17 protein-coding genes and 1 tRNA gene are annotated in these 20162 nt (G+C 65.9%); 10 read left to right on the top strand and 8 right to left on the bottom strand.

Going from position 1 to position 20162, the window contains the following annotated elements; translation table 11 throughout:
• Nucleotides 1–11 precede the first annotated feature (11 nt).
• Nucleotides 12–3923 carry a Pls/PosA family non-ribosomal peptide synthetase gene (locus ACFVJ5_RS11600; RefSeq protein WP_379219951.1) on the top strand — a complete coding sequence of 1304 codons (3912 nt, stop codon included), beginning with the start codon at nucleotides 12–14 and terminating at the stop codon, nucleotides 3921–3923.
• The gene (locus tag ACFVJ5_RS11595) at nucleotides 3923–5278 is read left to right on the top strand and encodes a M1 family metallopeptidase (protein WP_379219950.1); all 1356 of its coding nucleotides are present in this window, start codon (nucleotides 3923–3925) and stop codon (nucleotides 5276–5278) included. Before ACFVJ5_RS11600 ends, ACFVJ5_RS11595 begins: the two co-directional genes overlap by 1 nt.
• On the opposite strand, the gene ACFVJ5_RS11590 is transcribed toward ACFVJ5_RS11595, so the two are convergent.
• Both ACFVJ5_RS11590 and ACFVJ5_RS11585 read right to left on the bottom strand, forming a co-directional pair.
• Nucleotides 5263–5448, bottom strand: a complete 186-nt coding sequence (locus ACFVJ5_RS11590; RefSeq protein ID WP_379219949.1) for a hypothetical protein — start codon at nucleotides 5446–5448, stop codon at nucleotides 5263–5265. The two genes, ACFVJ5_RS11595 and ACFVJ5_RS11590, sit on opposite strands and share 16 nt — an antisense overlap.
• A 39-nt stretch (nucleotides 5449–5487) precedes the next feature.
• Nucleotides 5488–5952, bottom strand: a complete 465-nt coding sequence (locus ACFVJ5_RS11585) for a DUF2752 domain-containing protein (RefSeq protein ID WP_379219948.1) — start codon at nucleotides 5950–5952, stop codon at nucleotides 5488–5490.
• A gap of 215 nt (nucleotides 5953–6167) precedes the next feature.
• Between ACFVJ5_RS11585 and ACFVJ5_RS11580 the strand changes: the two genes are divergently transcribed.
• Entirely contained in the window at nucleotides 6168–7256 is a 1089-nt protein-coding gene (locus tag ACFVJ5_RS11580) for an alpha/beta fold hydrolase (RefSeq protein ID WP_379219947.1), read from the top strand.
• 95 nt (nucleotides 7257–7351) lie between these two features.
• On the opposite strand, the gene ACFVJ5_RS11575 is transcribed toward ACFVJ5_RS11580, so the two are convergent.
• Both ACFVJ5_RS11575 and ACFVJ5_RS11570 read right to left on the bottom strand, forming a co-directional pair.
• Nucleotides 7352–8725, bottom strand: coding sequence for an alpha/beta hydrolase family protein (locus tag ACFVJ5_RS11575; RefSeq protein ID WP_379219946.1), 1374 nt, complete (start codon nucleotides 8723–8725; stop codon nucleotides 7352–7354).
• A gap of 8 nt (nucleotides 8726–8733) precedes the next feature.
• Nucleotides 8734–9315, bottom strand: coding sequence for an ArsR/SmtB family transcription factor (locus ACFVJ5_RS11570; RefSeq protein WP_379219945.1), 582 nt, complete (start codon nucleotides 9313–9315; stop codon nucleotides 8734–8736).
• A 110-nt stretch (nucleotides 9316–9425) separates the two neighbouring features.
• Here ACFVJ5_RS11570 and ACFVJ5_RS11565 point away from each other — a divergent pair, with 110 nt between their 5' ends.
• Nucleotides 9426–10307, top strand: a complete 882-nt coding sequence (locus tag ACFVJ5_RS11565; RefSeq protein ID WP_379219944.1) for a hypothetical protein — start codon at nucleotides 9426–9428, stop codon at nucleotides 10305–10307.
• Nucleotides 10308–10358: 51 nt separating this feature from the next.
• On the opposite strand, the gene ACFVJ5_RS11560 is transcribed toward ACFVJ5_RS11565, so the two are convergent.
• Nucleotides 10359–10420, bottom strand: a tRNA-Ser gene (locus ACFVJ5_RS11560).
• Nucleotides 10421–11219: 799 nt separating this feature from the next.
• Here ACFVJ5_RS11560 and ACFVJ5_RS11555 point away from each other — a divergent pair.
• Entirely contained in the window at nucleotides 11220–12047 is an 828-nt protein-coding gene (locus ACFVJ5_RS11555) for a sulfite exporter TauE/SafE family protein (protein ID WP_379219943.1), read from the top strand.
• On the opposite strand, the gene ACFVJ5_RS11550 is transcribed toward ACFVJ5_RS11555, so the two are convergent.
• The 3 genes from ACFVJ5_RS11550 to ACFVJ5_RS11540 all read right to left on the bottom strand — a co-directional run bounded on the left by ACFVJ5_RS11550 (nucleotide 12041) and on the right by ACFVJ5_RS11540 (nucleotide 14284).
• Nucleotides 12041–12913, bottom strand: coding sequence for an SAM-dependent methyltransferase (locus tag ACFVJ5_RS11550; protein WP_379219942.1), 873 nt, complete (start codon nucleotides 12911–12913; stop codon nucleotides 12041–12043). The two genes, ACFVJ5_RS11555 and ACFVJ5_RS11550, sit on opposite strands and share 7 nt — an antisense overlap.
• A 398-nt stretch (nucleotides 12914–13311) precedes the next feature.
• Nucleotides 13312–13788, bottom strand: coding sequence for a DNA-directed RNA polymerase subunit beta (locus ACFVJ5_RS11545; protein ID WP_379219941.1), 477 nt, complete (start codon nucleotides 13786–13788; stop codon nucleotides 13312–13314).
• A 307-nt stretch (nucleotides 13789–14095) separates the two neighbouring features.
• The gene (locus ACFVJ5_RS11540) at nucleotides 14096–14284 is read right to left on the bottom strand and encodes a hypothetical protein (protein WP_379219940.1); all 189 of its coding nucleotides are present in this window, start codon (nucleotides 14282–14284) and stop codon (nucleotides 14096–14098) included.
• A gap of 110 nt (nucleotides 14285–14394) precedes the next feature.
• Here ACFVJ5_RS11540 and ACFVJ5_RS11535 point away from each other — a divergent pair, with 110 nt between their 5' ends.
• The 5 genes from ACFVJ5_RS11535 to ACFVJ5_RS11515 all read left to right on the top strand — a co-directional run bounded on the left by ACFVJ5_RS11535 (nucleotide 14395) and on the right by ACFVJ5_RS11515 (nucleotide 20068).
• Nucleotides 14395–15024: a helix-turn-helix domain-containing protein gene (locus tag ACFVJ5_RS11535; protein WP_379219939.1), complete on the top strand. Its 630-nt coding sequence runs from the start codon at nucleotides 14395–14397 to the stop codon at nucleotides 15022–15024.
• Entirely contained in the window at nucleotides 15006–15377 is a 372-nt protein-coding gene (gene cutA / locus ACFVJ5_RS11530; RefSeq protein ID WP_379219938.1) for a divalent-cation tolerance protein CutA, read from the top strand. Before ACFVJ5_RS11535 ends, cutA begins: the two co-directional genes overlap by 19 nt.
• A gap of 887 nt (nucleotides 15378–16264) precedes the next feature.
• Complete coding sequence (locus ACFVJ5_RS11525; RefSeq protein WP_379219937.1) at nucleotides 16265–16711, top strand: hypothetical protein; 447 nt, start codon at nucleotides 16265–16267, stop codon at nucleotides 16709–16711.
• A gap of 271 nt (nucleotides 16712–16982) precedes the next feature.
• On the top strand, nucleotides 16983–18290 hold the full coding sequence (locus ACFVJ5_RS11520; RefSeq protein ID WP_379219936.1) for an FtsK/SpoIIIE domain-containing protein: 1308 nt from the start codon (nucleotides 16983–16985) through the stop codon (nucleotides 18288–18290).
• Nucleotides 18287–20068 (top strand): replication initiator, encoded by a 1782-nt coding sequence (locus ACFVJ5_RS11515; protein WP_379219935.1) that lies wholly within the window; start codon nucleotides 18287–18289, stop codon nucleotides 20066–20068. Before ACFVJ5_RS11520 ends, ACFVJ5_RS11515 begins: the two co-directional genes overlap by 4 nt.
• The last annotated feature ends 94 nt before the right edge of the window (nucleotides 20069–20162 follow it).

The following is a 20162-nucleotide window of genomic DNA, read 5'->3' as shown; positions in this document are numbered from 1 at the left end:
GACTGAGCACGATGCTCGAGCCACACACTGAGGTACCGGCGGTCCTGCGCGACCCGCTGTTGCGCGCGGATCTCGCCGCGCCGCCGCGCACCCTGGTCGACATCCTGACCAGCACCGCCCTCGCACACCCGGACGCACCGGCCGTCGACGACGGCACCGTCGTGCTCAGCTACATGGAACTGATCGCCACGATCGAGGCCAGGATGGCCGAACTCACCGCGGCGGGCGTGCGACCGGGCGACCGCGTCGGCGTCCGGATGCCCTCGGGCTCCGCCGCGCTGTACGTGACGATTCTGGCCGTGCTCTACTGCGGCGCCGCCTACGTGCCCGTCGACGCCGACGACCCGGAGGAGCGAGCCAGGCTCGTCTTCGGCGAGGCGAGGGTGAGCGCGATCGCCACCGGCGACGGCATCGAGTCGGCCACCACCGCCTCCGGCGACCACGACTGGAACACCCTGCCCACCCCCGCCGACGACGCGTGGATCATCTTCACCTCCGGCTCCACCGGCACCCCCAAAGGTGTTGCGGTAACCCATCGCAACGCCGCCGCCTTCGTCGACGCCGAGGCCCGGCTCTTCCTGCAGAAGGCCCCGATCGGCCCCGGCGACCGTGTGCTGGCCGGTCTGTCGGTGGCCTTCGACGCCTCCTGCGAGGAAATGTGGCTGGCCTGGCGCAACGGCGCCTGCCTGGTCCCCGCGCCGCGCGATCTGGTGCGCACCGGCGCCGACCTCGGCCCGTGGCTGATGCGCCGTGAGATCAGCATCGTCTCCACGGTGCCGACGCTGGCCTCGACCTGGCCGGCCCAAGCGCTGGAATCGGTGCGACTGTTGATCTTCGGCGGCGAAGCCGTGCCCCCGGAGCTGGCCGAACGGCTGGCGGGCGCCGACCGCGAAGTGTGGAACACCTACGGTCCCACCGAGGCGACGGTCGTCGCGTGCGCGGCGCTGCTCACCGGCGAGATGCCCGTGCGCATCGGCCTGCCCCTCGACGGCTGGGATCTGACCGTCGTCGACCCGCAGGGCAACCCGGTGGCCGAGGGCGAAACCGGCGAACTCGTGATCGGCGGCGTGGGTCTGGCCCGCTACCTCGATCCCGCCAAGGACGCCGAGAAGTACGCCCCGCTGCCCTCGCTCGGATGGGAACGCGCTTATCGCAGTGGCGATCTGGTGCGCAACGACTACCAGGGCCTGATCTTCCTCGGCCGCGCCGACGACCAGATCAAGATCGGCGGGCGCCGCATCGAACTCGGCGAACTCGACAACGCGCTCCAGCACCTACCCGGTGTCAGCGGTGCGGCTGCCGCGATCCGAACCACCAAGGCGGGCAACAAGATCCTCGTCGGCTATCTCACCGGCGCCGGACCCGACTTCGACGTGAAGAAGGCCAGAGAGATTCTGGCCGAACAACTTCCGGCCCCGCTGGTGCCGCGCCTGGCGATCGTCGCCGACCTGCCGACGCGCACCTCCGGCAAGGTCGACCGCGACGCGCTGCCGTGGCCGCTGCCGAGCACCGACGAGCCCGCCGAGACCGGACTGTCAGGCACGGCGGCCTGGGTGGCGAGCCTGTGGGACGCGATCCTCGGCGCCGAGGCCACCGATCTCGACGCGGAATTCTTCGATCTGGGCGGCGGTTCGCTGTCGGCGGCACAGCTCGTCGGCGCGTTGCGTGAGCGGTTCCCACACGTCACCGTCGCTGATCTCTACGACCACCCGCGGCTCGGTTCGCTGGTGGAACTCCTCGACGGCAGCGCGCCGGTCGACGCCGTCGACGTGCGGGTCGTGAAGCCGACACCGGTGCGCGCGCAGATCGTCCAGGTGCTGGCCACGATTCCGCTGACCACCCTCACCGGGTTGCAGTGGGTCACGTGGCTGACCGTGGTCTCGGGCATCGCGGGCTGGTCGGGTTCGCTGCCGTGGCTGCCGCGCCTGTCCTGGTGGTGGATTCTGCTGGCATTCGTGCTGTTCATCTCGCCGATCGGCCGGATGACGATCTGCGTGGCAGGCGCCCGAATCCTGCTCGCGGGACTTCGCCCGGGGTCCTACCCTCGCGGCTCGGCCGTGCACTTACGTCTGTGGGCCGCCGTACGCCTGTCCGAGGCCAGCGGCGCCGAAAGCCTGTCCGGCGCACCGCTGATGGTTCCGTTCGCCCGCGCGCTCGGCGCCAAGATCGGCAAGGGCGTCGACCTGCACAGCCTGCCGCCGGTCACCGGCATGCTCGAACTCGGCGACGGCGCCAGCGTCGAACCCGAGGTGGACCTGTCCGGCTACTGGGTCGACGGCGACATCGTGCACATCGGCGGCATCACCATCGGTGACGGCGCGGTGATCGGCGCCCGCTCGATCCTGCTGCCCGGCACCAAGATCGGCAAGAAGGCCGAGATCGCCCCCGGCTCCGCCGTCTCGGGCAAGGTCAAGGGCGAACAGGAATGGGCGGGTTCGCCCGCCACCAAGACCGGGAAGGCGCCGCGCCGCTGGCCCGACCACTCCCCGGAACGCGCCAGGCACTGGCTGGTCGTGTTCGGCCTGTCGTCGATGGTGCTGGCCGCGATGCCCGTGTTCGGCCTCGCCGTGGGCGGCACTTTCATCGCCTGGTGGGTCCGCGAGGAGACCACCATCGGCGCCGCCGCCCTGCGCGGCTTCGCCATCCTGCCGCTGGCCACCCTGCTCAGCCTCGGCGTGTACGCCGTGGCGACCGTGCTCGCGGTACGCCTGCTCAGCATCGGTTTGCGCGAGGGCTACCACCCCGTGCGCAGCCGGACCGGCTGGCAGGTGTGGGCCACCGAGCGGCTGCTCGATTCCGCCCGCACCTTCCTGTTCCCGCTCTACGCCAGCCTGCTCACCCCGATCTGGCTGCGCCTGCTCGGCGCGAAGATCGGCAAGAACGTCGAGGCGTCGACCGTGCTGATGCTGCCCAAGTTCACCGTGATCTCCGACGGCGCGTTCCTGGCCGACGACACCATGATCGGCAGCTACGAACTCGGCGGCGGCTGGCTGCGCATCGGCGAATCCAAGGTCGGCAAGCGCGCCTTCCTCGGCAATTCGGGGATGACAGCGCCCGGTCGGCGCGTGCCCAAGAACGGTCTGGTCGCGGTGCTCTCGGCCGCACCGAACAAGGCCAAGGCAGGCTCGTCCTGGCTGGGCAGCCCGCCGGTGCGGCTTCGTCGCGCGACCGAATCCAGCGACACCTCGCGCACGTTCGATCCGCCGCTGCGGCTCAAGCTGGCCCGCGCCTTCGTGGAGACCTGCCGGTTGATCCCGGTGATGGTGACCTTCGCCATCGGACTCAGCGTGCTGCTCGTCCTCGCGTCGATCGCTCAGCACACCGATTACCTTGTCGCGGCTCTTGTCTCAGGTCTGGTGCTGATGGCCGCGGGCGCGGTCGCCGGTGCCATCGCGGTGGCCGCCAAGTGGTTGATCGTCGGGCGGATTCGCGCGGTGGAGTACCCGCTGTGGAGCTCGTTCGTGTGGCGCAACGAGGTCTCCGACGCCTTCGTCGAGACCGTCGCGGCGCCATGGTTCGCGCGTGCCGCCACGGGTACTCCCGTCATGAATCTGTGGCTGCGCGGACTCGGTGCCAAGATCGGCCGCGGGGTATGGTGCGAGTCCTATTGGCTACCGGAGGCGGACCTGGTGACACTCGGTGACGGCGCGACCGTGGAACGCGGCTGCGTGGTGCAAACACACCTGTTCCACGACCGCATCATGTCCATGGACACGGTGACACTCGACGCGGGCGCCACCCTCGGCCCGCACTGCGTCGCCCTGCCCGCCGCCCACATCGGGGCGGGCGCCACCATCGGCCCGGCGTCGCTCGTCATGCGCGGCGACGTGGTTCCGCCGTCGACTCGCTGGTGGGGCAATCCCATCTCGCACTGGACCGATCCCGCCTCGACGCGGGAGTCGAGGCAGCGCGGAGCCGCCTGATGCGGAGCAAGTTCTACGAGGACCCCATCGACGCGTACCTGCCGCAGAACGGCAATCGCGGCTTCCGCGTGTCCCGCTACGAGCTGGAACTGAGCTACAGACCCGCCACCAACCGGCTCGCCGGGCGTGCGGTGATCATCGCGGTCACCACCACGGTGCGGCCGTGGTTCACCCTCGATATGTCGCAGGCGCTGATGGTGTCGAAGGTGCTCGTCAACGGGTCGAAGGCGGTGAAATTCGTCCATCAGCAGGGCAAGCTCGCGCTCACGCCGCAGCAGAAGATCCCCGCCGGTGGCGTTCTCGAGATCACCGTCCATTACTCGGGCACCCCCAAGCCGGTGCGCGGGCCGTGGGGCGAGGTCGGCTGGGAAGAGCTCACCGAGGGCGCGCTGGTCGCGAGCCAGCCCAACGGCGCCGCGTCCTGGTTCCCGTGCGACGACCACCCGAGTTCCAAAGCGTCCTACCGGATTTCGATCACCACCGACAGCCCGTTCTACGCGCTGGCCAACGGCGCCCTGGTCAATAAGCAGGCCAAGGCCAGCCAGACCACCTGGGTGTACGAGATGGCCGAGCCGATGGCGAGCTATCTGGCGACGATCCAGATCGGCAACTACCGCAAGTACCGGGTCGGCGCCGTCGGTGAACCGGTGCCGATGCACGCGGTCATCCCGCCGCGGTTGCGGGCGAACTTCGAACACGACTTCGCACGTCAGCCCGAGATGATGGCCCTGTTCACCGAGAGGTTCGGGCCGTACCCGTTCGACGACTACTCCGTGGTCGTCACCGCCGACGAGCTCGACATCCCGATCGAGGCGCAGGGCATTTCGATCTTCGGCGCCAATCATTGCGATGGCAAGCGCGGCGCGGAACGTCTTGTCGCACACGAGCTCGCGCATCAGTGGTTCGGCAACAGCCTCACGCTGAAGCGGTGGCAAGACATCTGGCTGCACGAAGGTTTCGCCTGTTACGCGGAATGGATCTGGTCCGAAGCGTCCGGTGGGCCGACCGCCGATCAGCTGGCTCGGGCAGCGCGCGCGAACCTGGCGCGTCAGCCGCAGGACATCATCGTCGGCGATCCCGGACCCAAGGACATGTTCGACGACCGGGTCTACAAGCGTGGGGCGCTCACCCTGCACGCGCTGCGGCTGGAACTGCGCGATCACCTGTTCTTCGAACTGATCAGGGAGTGGACCGTGCGGTACCGGCACTCCTCTATTACTACGGAGGAATTCGTCGACCTGGCCGGTCATTACAGTGTGGCGCCGATGCGCGGGCTGTTCGCGATCTGGCTCGGGACCAAGCCGCTGCCGCAATTACCGCCGCTGGGCGGGCAGGCGCATCAGAACACCAGGTAGCGCTGGGCCAGTTCCTCGATGAGCGGATCCTCGGCCTGCACCATCTCGAGCGCGTCGAGGTCGTCGGCCACCGAGATGGTCCTGGCGTCGTCCTGCTCGGGGTCGGGACCGTCCTCGGCGAGCTGACGCTGCAACTTCTGCCGGACTCTGTCTTTCAGTGAATCGCCCATAGCTTCGGGTTGCCCGGTAATCAGCCGGTGAACCAAACGTCAGACGGGGGTGAGCCACGTTCCCCACGGCGTATTGCGGAGCACGGTATAAACGGCGAGCAGGCCGAAGAAGGACCACACGGTCACCGCGCTGAGGCCGGGCACGCGCCACCGTTGTCCCCGGCGGGCCCGCACGATCCAGTCGATGACGAAGACCGCGAAGGCGACGGTCAGCGGCAGGGCCAGCAGATTGCTGTGCAGCGAGTCGACGATGTTGCCGTCGGTGAGGTTGTGCATCGCGCGCATGCCGCCGCACCCGGGGCAGTACACCCCGAACAGCGCGTACACCGGGCACAGGCCGTAGGAACCCTCGACGTGCGGGTCACGGAAATGCAGCAGCGCCAGCGTGCCGACGCCGAGACCGGCGGCGATCAGCGGTGGCGTCATCCGCTGCCAGGTCGAGCGCGCGGCACCCCGATTCGGGTCCGCGCCGGAAAACTCGGCCGTGACGTGCGTTTTGTCCACTCCATTACGGTAGCGGCGGCCGTACGCCGCCGCCAGCGCGACCGATGCCCGATCGTGCCCTTCCGGTGTAATTTTTCGCTGATTTCAGGCGATTTCACAATGTCAGCACGCTCGGTGACCCAGTTCACAACAAGTGGGACACTGTGACCCGCTAACACTAGCTAGCACCCTGGCTTGCACTGTACGGTGGCCTACGACACAAAGGAGTGCCGACAATGCTTGCGAAGTCGATGATGACGCTCGCGGCAGCGCGATCCATGGTCTCTCACCTCGAGACCGGCGCACTGACCGCACAGTTCCGGGCCGGGCTGCGTACCCGCAGTTTCGCCACTGCGAAATTCAACGCCCCCACCGTCGAGCACCGGGTCGTTCCGGTGACCACCGCGGACGGCGCGCAGATCCGGGTCCACGTCTACGGTCCCGATACCGCCCCCACCCTGGTCCTCATCCATGGCTGGGCCTGCAGTATCGAATACTGGAACCCGCAGATCACCGCCTTCGCCGGCGAGTACCGCGTGGTCAGCTACGACCAGCGCGGCCACGGCGCCTCCACTCTCGGCACCGCCGCTCCCAGCGAACACACCCTGGCCGACGACCTGTCCGCTGTCCTCGACGCGACGCTGCGTGGAGACGAGAAAGCGGTCTTGGCCGGGCACAGCATGGGCGGGCTCACCATTCAGGCCTGGGCCAAGCATCACCCCGAGCAGGTGTCGCGACGCGCGTCCGCCGTGCTGCTCGCCAACACCGCCAATGCCGCGATCCGCTGGGAAACCGACATGCTGCCGCTGCTGAACAAGCAGCTCACCGTCGCGCAGTACCCGGTCACCCTGCTCGGCGCACCGGTGCGGATGCCGCAGCCGGTCAGCGAGTCGCTGCTGTTCGCGCCGCTGCCGATCCCCGGCGGCTGGCTCACCCAGCAGGTTCTGCGCAGTCGCATTCTCACCCCCGATGCCACGGCCGACGAGGTCGACTTCGCGATGGGTATCATCCGCTCCTGCCGTCCGATCGCGCGCGGGCGTCACGCTGCCGCGATGGCCGACATGGATCTGTCGGCAGGCACCGCCAACCTGACCGTCCCGACCACCGTGATCGCCAGTGCCAGGGACCGTCTGCTGCCGCAGCGCCTGTCGCGCCCGATCGTCGACATCCTGCGCCGCACCGGCAACCTGGCCGATTTCCACGTGCTGCCGCACGGCCACCTCAGCAATGTCGAAGACACCGACGCCTTCGACGCCGTTCTGCACCAGATCCTGCGCAGCTCCATGAACTCTCGGGCCACCCGCCGCAACGTCGCAGCCCGCTGACCCGAGCCAGTTCTCCTGAGACCGATCAACGGCGATCGGCTCAGGAGTAACCGCGAAGAAGGCCCCCGACCTCGTCGGGGGCCTTTCTCGTAGGTTCAGGGGAGCAGCAGACCCCAGTACAGCGCCCAGAGCACGAAACCTGTTCCACCGCAGACCAAGAGGGCCCATCGGGTCCGTGCTCCGACGTTCGCACCGGCGAGCGTGTGACGGGCGCGAGCGAGCACTAACCCGAGCGCGACCACCGCGCCGAGGGCGATCAGTTGCAGTGCCAGCCAGGGCAGGGTGCGGCCGAACAGCAAGGGGCCGAACGAGGTTGCGCGGGTGGTGAGGATGTAGCCGAGCTGGACGATCGTGCCGAGGATACCGATCACCGTCGTGCACAACAGCACTCGCGCAGGCAGCCGATCGGGCAGTCGCCGGGACCGGATCATTCCGGTGAACGCGTAGCCGGCCAGCGCCAGGATCATGCCGAACAGCAAGGTCAGTTGCATCGCGGTCGATTCCCACCAGGAGGCGGAAGCCAGCGCCCGCACCGGATGCCCCTGTGCCGCAGGCTGATCCGCCGTCGGCGGGGTGGCGGATCCGGGAAGCCCGTTGACCCAATCAGCCATGAGCTCGCCGTATCCCGGCGCCAAGCCGGGAAGTTTGTCGAAGCCATCGGTGGTCGGCTGTCCGGCGTGCTGGGCGTTCGGGAGCGTGCGCAGCGTGTAGTTCGTTTTCCCGACATGCTCGAAGGCGGTCTGGAAGCCGCGCAGACTGTCACCGGGCGGAGTGAGACGGTCCTGATCACCCCAGATCGCGAGGACCGGCTGGGCGATCCGCTCCAGCACCGGGATCGGGTCGTAGTCGGCTTGCGCGAACTGACCGGCGGCGACCAGCTGACGAATACCGTTGCGGGCCAGCACATCGACCATCGAACCGCGCACGCCCGCCGCGCCGAACCGAGTCTCGTTCGCCCAGTTCTGTTGTGCGGCGGGTGCGGCCGAATTCGCGCCGATCGTGATCAAGAAGGCCGCGTCGGCGGATCGAGACGCGGCGAGGGGCGCGACCCATCCGCCCTCCGACAGGCCCCACAGACCCACTCGCGCGGGGTCGACCTCGGGCCGATTCCGCAGTGCGGCAACGCCTGCCAGCGCGTCGTCGGCCAGGAGCGAATAGTCGCGGTGCGACGGCGTGTACTCCTCGGTGCGCTTGTCGTAGCGCAACGCGACGATGCCCGCGCGGGCGAATGCCTCGGCGACATGGTCGTAGTGCTCGCCGCTGCCGTTGCCCGATCCGTGGACGAGCACGACGCCCGGCCTGCCGGTCGCGCCTGCCGGGGCGTGCACCGTGCCCGCGGTGGTCGTGCCGTCCGCGCGGGTGACGGTGATGTCGACGGTGGTGGTGTTCTGCGCGTGCGCCGCCGGAAATCCGGCGACGACGGCGATCATGAAGGTGAGCAGGATGATTCGTCGGAAGATCGAGAGCACGCCAAGTCCTAGTTTGCGGTGTTCGTGCGAGGTGCGGGGAAGGCGAGGAAGCGCGTGAGCACACGGCGGGCGCCCGGGCGATCCTGCGGGTGCGACTGCTGAAAGCGCTTGAGCAGCGTCATGTAGTCCTCGAAGAATTCCTCGAGTTCGGCCGGCGTCGCGTAGATCGCGCCACGCGAGAAGGGCATCATGTCGGCCCACTCACCCAGCTCGGCACGCTCGGCCTGAAAACGCTGGAACATCTCGATGTCTTCGGTGATGTGCTGCGCGACAAGACCTTCCATCAGTTCGCGCAGCTCCGGTGACTGTTCGCGATCCATTCGGTAGCGCAGGTCCTTCGGCGGCGAACGCCACCACCGTTCCTTGCCCTTGGCCAGTTCGGGCGCCTCCTCGATGAAGCCGTGTTCGGCGAGTTGGCGCAGGTGGTAGCTGGTCGCGCCGGTGTTCTCGCCCAGCCGAGCGCCCAACGCTGTCGCGGTGGCCGGTCCGTTCTCGGCGAGTGCGCGCAGGATGCGCTGACGCAGGGGATGCGCGAGCGCTCGCAGCGCTGCGGGATCGGTGATCTCTCTGGGCGGTACCTCGTCGGCCATAGTTACAAAGTACTCTTTGCACAGATAGGTGTGCAAAGATCTTTATGCAACATGGGGTCACGGCCCGTGGCACTATCGACAGCACGCTCATCTCTGGAGACGGAGGGTCCGTGTACGTCTACACCAATCTGTCCGCCGCACTGCGCGACAAGACCTCGCCGCTGCGCGAATATCTCCACGACCGGTTTCCCCACACCAGGGATGTGCAGGCCGAGTACCGGCGCGAAGCCGGACCACTGCTGGTCGACACCGGCGGCGCGAACCCGGCCACACTCGGCGCCGCGTTCGACTTCGAGATCAGATTCCTGTTGGTCCCCGAGCACGCGCCGGTCCTGCCGCTCCTCGGATTCTTCGGCCATCCGCGCGAGTCGGCCGTCATCGAGTCGGTGATCGAGACCGCTCAGGCCGCGGTCGCCCCGACCGCCACCGACGTCGATCGACTCAGCCGAGCCTGCTGGGCCCTTGCCCTGTGCACCGAGGTCTACCGGCGTGGCCTGCTCCGCGAGTCAGCCCTGGACAACGTGCTCAGAACCGGGCGCTTCACCCCCGACCATCTCCTCGCCCTCGCACCCCCCGACGCCATCCGCCAACTCTGGGAACTCCGCGGCCTCGCCGAAGAACACCTCCTCCCCCACCTGCACCCCCCGACCTTCCCCGGCCCCACCTTCGACGCCTCGGTCCTGTGCAACGCCGACGCCGACCTCATCAGCGCAGGCCTGCTGCTCGACCTCAAAACCCACCTCGGTCCGAAGAACCAGCGCACCGGCATCCGCGCCGACTCCCTGACCTCCAACGACCTCTACCAGGTCATCGCCTACGCCCTCTTCGACCACACCGACACCTACGCCCTCACCCACCTCGGCCTCTACTCAGCTCGCTACGCCCACCTGTCCACCTGGCCCCTCCCCGACCTCCTCACCACCCTCGCGGGCACCCCTATCGACATCGCCCACGAACGCGCAACAGTCTGGAACCTCCTCGGCGGCCCCTAGATACAGCAAAAGACCCTCCCCGGTTTCCCGGAAAGGGTCTGATGACCTCGGAGCCGCCTGGGGGAATCGAACCCCCGACCTTTTCATTACAGAAATCACCAGCTACCAGAGGCAACCTAAGACCACAATCGACAACCCATAAATGGTGCCTCACCTGGCAAAACAGGCAGGTTGAACAACCATTGACAACTCAGACATACGTTCGACAACGGCGCGCAGCAGGCGAATAAGTTGGGAGATAGTTGGGGACCAACGCCCCATCCGATCGGCGTGTCGAAGAGTAGACGCGCCGCAACCTGAGCCGTCTAGCTATCCATGGGCAACTTGGCTGTAGGGCAAACCCCGGAGGGGTGCGGCAGCGCTCGGGATTGCACGGCGAGGCTGGCGCACGTTCCGGGAAGTAGCCCACGCATGCCCGATGGCCTTGCCGCACTATGGGTTGTAGTTTCTGCGGCTTACACATCGCCCTGGGGCAGGTGGGGCCGTGAAGGTTCGCGTCGCCCGGGTGTCCCCCGGAGCGCAGCGTGGGGGCACCTTGGGGCGGCGCGTTCGCGCTCTTGATGTTGTAGAGAGAAATTCGGCAAAGCTTCTCACCTGATACGTACAAAACTACTCAGCTGGGTTACCGGCTTCTCTTTCTTTTTCTGTTCATCTCCGGGGACCCAGCTCCTCCATTCCCGGTTCTCCCTTCCTCTCAGCAACCCATCCCCAAAGCTGCCCAGAACCTTCTCACCACGCCAAGGAATGCACACACTCACGTGTGAAGCGACTGGGTGGCTCTATCGGTGAATCGCGAGGCCGATCGGTGGCGTCTGACGTCGAGTCCGCCTGCCAGATTTCGGTATCGGCGAATCCTGACAACACTTGGGCTGCGGGCGGTGAGATCGCTGCGCACCCGTACCGTTTCGGCGTGTGAGTGAAGTGGTCGGGGAGCCGACAGGATTGTCGGCCGTGGCACGGCGCGACGCGCTGCTATTGGTCTTCGCCACCGGCGCGGTGATCGGGGTATTGGGCGGGCTGATCGGGCTCGGGGGCGCGGAGTTCCGGCTGCCTCTGCTGATCGGGTTGTTCGGGTTCGCGGCCCTGCACGCGGTGATCCTGAACAAGGCGATGAGCCTGATCGTGGTCCTGACGGCACTCCCGGCGCGGCTGATCGCTTTGCCCTACACCGAGATCAGTCAGCACTGGACGATCGCGGCGAACCTGCTCGCGGGCAGCCTCGTCGGTGCCTGGCTCGGCGCGAGTTGGGCCACGCGCATGCACTCACGCACCCTGTACCGGGTTTTGGCCCTGCTCCTGGTCCTGATCGCTGCGGCTCTGTCGGTGACCCACCTCGGCCATGTCGGCACGCTGGAATTACCGACCGTGGCGCGGATCTGTGTCGCGGTGGTCGCGGGCGTCGGGATCGGGATCGTGGCCGCACTGATGGGTGTCGCGGGCGGGGAGCTGTTGATCCCGACGATCGTGCTGCTGTTCGGTGTCGATATCAAGGTCGCGGGGAGCCTGTCGCTGATGGTGTCGTTGCCGACCATGCTGGTCGCGTTCGCTCGCTACAGCCGCGATGCCAGCTTCCAAGTCCTGCGGGCCAATACCCGTTTCGTGTTCGTCATGGCCGCCGGATCGATCGCGGGAACCATCGCCGGTGGCTTGTTGCTCGGTGTCGTGCCCAGCGCGGCGCTTATCCCGATACTGACCGCGCTCCTGCTCATCTCCTCGGTGAAGGTGTGGCGCCATCAGTAGACGGTGACGTCAGGAGTCACCAGCACAACGGACTGTGTACGCCTTTCGGCCCGGTGTCGTTGACCGATCGCGGCATAGGCGGCCAGGTCCCACACGGCAGGGTGTAGTGGTTCGGTGGCCTGGTCATAGCGACTGGAGCCAAGGAGTTCGGGTCGCCACTGGTGCGGGGCGACCAGACCGGGGGTGTGCAGGTGGTAGCCAGTGAGCATCGCGGCAATATCGTCGTGGGTGCGTGGGTAGTAATCGATTCCGGCCGCGCGCAGGCTTCGCGCAGCGGAGTCGATGTGGTGGCCGTGGATGTCGGCGGTGACATGGGTCAGCACCAGCCACGTTCCTGCCGGTAGTGCGTGGGTCAATGCCGCGACCATCGCCGGGGCGTCATCGATCAATTCCGCGGTGCCGGACAGACACAGCGCGATCGGTGCGGACATGTCGAACCGGACGGTGATGGCGTCGAGAATGGCGGTGGTGTCGGTGAGGTCCATCTCGGCGGTGTGGATGGTTTGTGCGGTCATCAGGGCGCGGGCGTGGACGGCTACGAGTCGGTCATTGTCGATGTAGAGCGTGCGGGCGGTGTCGGTGCGTTCGGCGGTGATGTCGTGAATGTTGGGTGGATGAGGGAACCCGCACCCGAGTTCCACGAACTGTGTGACCTGGTGGTGGTCGATGAGATATCCGACCGCGCGACGGGCGAACCGACGTGATTCGGTGATCGCGGGGGCGATCTTGTTGTGGGTCAGCCTCTCGGCTATCGCGCGGTCGGTGATGTAGTAGTCCTTGCCTCCCAGAACGGCGGTGAGCACCCGCGCGGCGTTGGGGCTGGACTGGTCCCAAACGGTGAAATGGTCGGGGGCGAGGTTGCTCACGTTGGGGCTGTCTCCGTTTCTCTGGTTGGTCGACAAGAAAGATGGGTGGGCCCCGGAAACGTCGGGAACCGATTCCGGGGCCGCCCTCGCGCAGCGGGCCGGTGAGGCACTGGGAGGCCGACCGGGGCGCATCGCAGCGAGGGCATTCGGTTGGTCGGGGAACGTGTGGTGTTCACACGGTCAGGGCTGGAGGTAAAGCCGCTCGTTGGGGAGCCGCGACAGGCCCGCACAGTGGCCGGGATCAACGGTGACCGTGCCGGGGCGGCGGGTGGTCACTTCACACACGAACACCAGTGCGGCGGTTAGGCATGCGATGAAATCCATTCGGACACTGGCTAATTGGACTGTGATATGGATGTCGGGTTCGTCGGGGCGTGGTGAGCGGCCGCCACGGTTCATCAGGTGTGCCGCCCTGGTAGGAACCCCAGGGCGCGATCGATGACTACCGACCCTGATGGACGGAACGAGCTGATCGCCGGAGATACCCAGGTGCGGACCAACAGCGGGTCCGGGACCGGGGACGGCAACGCGATATCGCCCTCACGGATCACCACTACGCGCGCTTCCCACAGCCGGGCTACGTTCTCGGGCTGACGGATCGGCTTGATGTCGGAGCGAACCAAAAAGGTCCACATGTCGGCTCGGGGGTGGCCGATGATCGGTAGTGGCGTAACCCCTCGAATGTCGAGGGCGGTTTTGACTCGTCGAGCGAGGTCGGTGGGCATCATCACTGCCCCGACCATCCCGGCCTTCATCGTGATCCGCCCGGTTGCCGGGTCGATCACGGTGGGCAGCGAGCATGTGCGGCGGTAGAACTCGCATCGCGATCGGGGGGTTTCGATGTAGGCGGTGGCGGGCGGGCTGGTCTGGGTCATACGAACTCCTCGGGCAACCCGGTCGCGGGGACGGGCGGTCCCCAACGGGGTGCAATCGGGTTGGGTTTCCCGATGCCGGGTGGGGATTCGACCCCGCACCGGGAAGTTTGGGCCTTCCACCCATGGACAGCCATTGACACAGACGGTCTGGCTCGGTCGATCGGTGGCGGTCCGAATTCGGCTGTGTAGCGACCGGGTATGCGTTTGGGCAGTGAAACGGACCGAATCAAACCCATGCCGTCCAGACTGGCGATTGACTCAGCAAGCGATGGCGGCTCGTCGAGAGTGCGCGGTCGAGTCGTGTTCATTACGCACGTCCACCGCTGATTTCCCACTGACCGGCCCGGTTCTCCGACGCGAGAGCCTGGCGGCGCAATGATTTGGCAGCGCGGCGTACCACCCACTTCGGTCGGCCGATGGTCTTGGTCATCGTTTCAAGCGTGAGCATTCCTCCAGGCCGCAACGCGGCAAGGATTTCGATTTCCACTTTTGTCATGGCGTCCCCTGCTCTCGCACTCCCCTCCGAAGTGCCGTGTCAAGGATTGTGCTCCGGGTAAGTCGAGACCGTCTAGATCAGACGTATACGTCTGAACTATCGTGGGAAAGATGAACACCATCGCCGATGTGATCCGACGACGGCGTAAGCAACTCCAGCTCTCGCAAGCCGCGCTGGGACGGTTAGTCGGCACGGATCAGAAGACAATCAGCCGGTACGAATCCGGAGAGTCCGTTCCCGACGTAGTGATCGGGCTACAGCTTGCCGACGCGCTCGGCGTCTCGGTCAACGAACTAGTGGGTCGGGCGGCCCGAACGCTCGACCTCTCGGGCGAGTGGTCCGCCTCATGGCAGACCTGGGGCGATACTGGGGAGCGGGTCGACACCCACGGGCTGAGCATCGCCCAGGATGGCGCGTTCCTTGCGCTTGATGGTGCCCGTGCGCGACCCGTTGACGAGGGGTCCTATACCTGGGTTGGCGAACTTCGGTTGTGGGACAACGAATCTCTCATGGGCTGGTATGTCGCGACCGAAGGCGCTGTTAGGTCCAAGGGTTCGATGTACTTCGCCCTACACCCACAGGGTCTAGCCATGGCCGGTTCCTGGGTCGGTCAATCCGCTGCGGGTCTGGTGATTCGTGGATGGGGTGCGATCACCCGCCACGCTCAACTATCCGAACCGTTGGTCGACCTACTCCGGTCGACTGATGGAAACTTGACCTCATGGCCGAAAAGTCTCTGAGCGAGTCGTCCGATGCTCGCTCGACCCGCGAGGAAGTCTGTCCCCTAGTTACCGTCACGATCACCGCCGAGTCTGCCGATTGGCTTGCCGGGTTCGCCCGATCGCTGGTTGCCGACCGGCTGGCCGCGTGCGGGAACATCATGCCTGGCATTCGCAGCATCTACGCATGGGATGGCGCGATACAGGATGACGCGGAGGCGCTGCTGTTGATCCATACCCGCGCGTCATCAGTTGGTGAGATCATCCGACGCGCTGACGCCGAACACCCCTACGACACCCCGCAAGTGCTCGCGGTGCCCATCGTCGAAGCCCACGAGGGCTATCGGGAATGGGTTGTCGACCAAACTGATTAGGCTGGAACGATCGCGGAAAAGGGATGCGAAAAGCATTCCGAAGGTTCAGATTGCGAGTTCTACCCGGCCGAATAGCAACTACATCGCTCCCCCGGATGCCGTACAGCTCCGGGGGTTTCGTATGTCGGTATACAGCGGGGAGGGCGCAGGAGGAACGCACTCTTAACCACGCGGGCGCAGTATTAAACCGATCATTTTTTGATGTGTCAAAATTGGAACAGCTAGCAGCCTTGACCCCGCCGTACACTTATGCATCTTCGATTGGAATGCTGTTCTGTGCGCGCATGTTTCGGCGCTCGGCGTGTTCGAGTGGTGCTCTTTACGTTTCGCCGGAAAGGATTTTGACGCAATTTTCGGTACCGCAGAATAGTCGAATTTGGTTGCTTGCCAATGCATTTGGCACATCTAACCGTTGAACGGTCAAAACGGAGCCGTATTACCCACCCGATGTGGGCTTGACCGGGGCGGATGTGTCTGGATGATGGTAGTAGGCATGATTCGCCGCGAAGGTTGGGGGTAACCTGACGAATCGCGCCGACTCGCTCTGAATGTGTCAGCTGGGAACACGGACAGAGCAGCGCGACCCTGAACCGGGTGGCGTTTCGTTTCGGCCGTCGTGCCATTCTCCCGGTGCCTCGGCCTCTGACTAGACAGAGAGGCCCTGATGATCAACCAGACTCCGAGTTGCTGAATCGCGGCTGTCCCCTCGTGCGACCGAGGGGACAGCCTGAACGAAACAAACTCACGCGGGACAACGGGCCACTAACCCACCGCGAGAGTCCCCATTCCATCCACGCAGAGACGGGCTCTGCCATGTCCAGAGTAGTCGAAAATTGGCTGTGGTACCGCCCCGTCGCGTGTTCTGACCCTGAAAGAGGGTGGCCGTGATGGTCCAAAAAGACACCAACGAGACGCCGGAGTTCCGGCGCGACTTCCGATTCCACCCGGCATTCGCCGACTTCTACGCCCGTGGGTTGTACCAGGTGGGACCGGTTGTACCGGACACCGAATACACCGGTGATCCATTGCGGCCCGGACCGCAACGCCGTGATCCGGTGTCTCACGAGCTGGTTTGGAAGATCGCCGTTCTCGATCCGGCGGAGAAGCATCCGCGCCGTAAGGCGTATGAGGTGATGTTGCTGTCCGACACCGAGCCGGTGCCGACAACCGGGGAGATCGGACCGGACATGCGTCCGATCGAGCTGACCGGACTGATCGTCACACCGCGTGTGGCCGGACAAGGTGAGTTCAAGTACCTCAGCTGGGTTGTTCGGGCCACGGGGTACGCCCCAGGACCGCGCACCCCGTCTGGTCCGGCGAAGTCCGGCGACTGACTACACCTCACCGCTAGATGGTGCGGCGGTATCTGGTTCCGACCGGTTACCGCCGCACCGCTTCGGGTCCTTACCCCGCGCCTTCTCGCGCGGCAATGGCGACTACTCGACAGGACAAATCATGATGGCTCGTTCTGATGACTTCTACCGAAACCAACAACCTTCCACGGCCGGTGATCAACTCGGCCTCGACCTGATGCGACTTTTCGAGAAATCGGTGATGCTAGCTCTACGAATCATGTTGTGGGCGTTGATATTTCCCATATTGTCGGTGCCGATCGCGGGCGCGGTGGCTGCCGGGTACTGGCGGGGGTGGCCGGTCGGTGTCGCGGTCGGTGTGGTCGCGGTCTCGGTGTGGGGAGTGTGGGTGTGGGCCTGGCCGGTGTCGTGGCAACGCTGGGTGAGCGGGCGGATACGAACCAAACATCGGGTGTGGTGGACCTACCGCCGTCGCTGGTCGCAAATCGCTGCCATGCACGGGCTTTCGAGCGTGCTCGATACCGAGGTGAAAACCCCGTACCTGACTGCGGTCCGGCCCGGCCCGGCGGCCGACATCCTCGAAATCAAGATGCTCGACGGTCAGACGCTCGAGGACTGGGCACAACAAGCCGACGCCCTACGGCATGCCTTCGGCGCGGTCGGGGTCCGGATACGGCTGTTCAAACCGGGTTGGATGCGGCTCGAGGTTGTGCACCGTGACATCCTCGCCGATCCGATCCCGTTGCCGCGCGCCGATCCGAAAACGGTCGACCTGCACGCGCTCCCGGTCGGTGTGACCGAGCTGGGGCAACCGTGGACGGTGCGCCTTCTCGGCAATCAGGTGATGGTGGCCGGTGCCACCGGATCGGGCAAAGGATCGGTGGCGTGGTCGCTGCTGGCCGCGTTGGGTCCCGCGATCCGTGACGGGTCGGTGGTGGTGTGGGTCATCGATCCCAAAGGCGGGCTCGAATTCGGCTACGCCCGTGCATGGTTCGCGCGTTTCGCCGCGTCGAGTGGAACCGAAGCGCTCGCGATTCTCGAGGACGCGGTGAAGCTGGTTCAGTCGCGGGGCGAGAAGTACATGTCTGCTCGGGCGCGCACGATCACTCCGTCTGTGGATGAGCCGTTGGTGTTGCTGTTGATCGATGAAGCGGCGAGTTTGACCGCGTACTACTCCGATCGCAAGATCCGTGACGCGATCACCCGATGCCTGGGGGTGATCTTGACCCAGTCCCGCGCGGTCGCGGTGCCGGTGGTGGGCTGCTTGCAGGACCCGAGCAAAGAAGTTCTCGAGTTGCGCCAGCTCTTCCCCTACCGGGTGGGGTTGCGGCTGCGTGAGCACACCCAACCCGACATGGTGTTCGGCAAGGGCGGGCGCGACCGGGGCGCGTTGTGTGACGAGATCCCCGAGAACACGCCCGGTGTCGGGTTTGTCGAACACGAGACCTCAACCGAGATCACCCGTGTGCGCGCCTACTTGGCCACCGATGACGATATCGAGTGGATCATGGCGACATTCCCACCTCTGCCTCGTGACAAAGATGGAAAACCGTTGCGTACCAAGCGATTTAGTACCGGCAGCGGGTGGGCCGAGCTATGACCGGTCATGACGCGACACTGGTCCTCGATCGTGGGCGTGCCGAAGATGACGCCGTGTCCGGGCTACGCCTGCGGATGCCCTCGTTCGATGAGGTGGCTATCGCGGCGGCCGAACAGCACGGGGTGTGTGTGCGGCCCATGGTCCTCGAACGCACCGACACCCAGACCGGGGCACGGGAGCTGGTGCCGGTGCCGTGTGGGCACACCCTCGAGGTGGTGTGCGGTCCGTGCGCACGCCAAGCCAAACGGGTACGTGCCCAGCAGTGCCAGGTGGGTTGGCATCTGGACCGTGAGCCCGAGATACCGCGTGCGAGACCATCGTTGGATCAGGTGTCGTTGATGGTGTACCGGGCTGACCTGATGGCGACGCTTTCCGAAGGGGTCGACCATGAAGCCGCGGAGCTGGTCGCCGAAATCGGGTGGGCCGACAACCAACTCACAGCACTCGGCACCGCCGGGAAACCGCCGGCTGATTCGGAAGCCACCGATGCCGGCCGCGATCCCATCGACAGCGACGACACCGAACCCGAAGACACCGACTCCGGGACCGGAACCGGGGCGGGTCGGGGCCGCTCGACTCGTCGCCGACAAGACATCCCCGACCTGCCGCGACTGCCTGTCGATGACCGCACGATCGGCGGGGCCAACGCTGACAGGTCCGCGCGGGCGTCGATGTTCGTCACGATCACAATGGACTCCTACGGCAAGGTCCATCGCGAGGACTCCACTCCGATCGACCCCGAGAGCTACGACTACGCGCGTGCGGCCTGGGATGCGATCTGGTGCGCGCGGTTGTTCTCGCGGTGGATACAGAACCTGCGCCGTGCGATCGGCTGGAACATCCAGTACTTCGGGGTGGTCGAACCGCAGAAACGGGGTGCGCCGCACCTGCACATCGCGTTGCGCGGGCTGGTTGATGTCGACCTGATCCGGCGAGTGACCGAAGCGACCTATCACCAAGTGTGGTGGCCGCGTCCGAAACACCTGCTCTGCGGCGGTACTCATCTACCGGTGTGGGACCGCGAGCAGGAGACCTTTGTCGACCCGACCAGCCGAATGGCGCTGCAATCTTGGGACGAAGCGATGGAATCGACCTGGGCCGAGGACGCGCAACCGGCGCATGTGGCGCGCTTCGGGCGGAAGGTGGACGCGCGCCGGTTGGTCGGCGGTTCCGAGAAGGCCGAACGCGGGATCGGGTACCTGTGCAAGTACCTGACCAAATCGGTGTCCGACATCCTCGAGGCGAAAACCGCTCGGCAACGGGGCCATTACGCCCGGCTACACGCGACGCTGCGCCAGACTCCGTGCTCGGAGCGGTGCTCGGTGTGGTTGGCCTACGGCATCGTTCCCAAAGGCGCGACAGCCCGTACCCGGCCTGGGCAGTGCAAGGGGCGCGCACATCGCCGCGAAAACCTCGGCTTGCCGGGTAATCGGGTGTTGACCTCGGAGAAGTGGACAGGCAAGACGATCGGGGATCACAAGGCCGATCGGATGGAGTTCGTTCGGGCGACGCTGGCCGCTGTCGGCATCGACAAGCCACGCCCGGACCTGCGCCGCTACACATGGTCCAAGGTCGGTCCGGGTACCCGGATTCCTCAACGTGGGTTCTTGCTGCTCAAAGCTGTTGCGCAACGGCGGGAATGGCGTGCGGAGTACGACCGGGCAGCGCTCGCGGTCGGGCTGCCGCCTCCCTCTATTGCGAACAATCCCCCTCACAGTCAGCAAACTATCAGCAATAATTCTGCTGTTGACCAGCGGGGAGACAACCGTGTCTGCTGATCCGGCACCGCTGATGCCACCGGTTCGGCGGTGGGTGCCGACCAAGGATGCCGCCGCGCACATCTGCGTTCACCCGGAAGTCCTGCGGCGGTGG

It is taken from the genome of Nocardia sp. NPDC127606, from assembly GCF_042671725.1.
Taxonomy (GTDB): domain Bacteria; phylum Actinomycetota; class Actinomycetes; order Mycobacteriales; family Mycobacteriaceae; genus Nocardia.
Note: the sequence above shows the minus strand (reverse complement) of the source record. Positions and strands in the feature narration are given on the sequence as shown.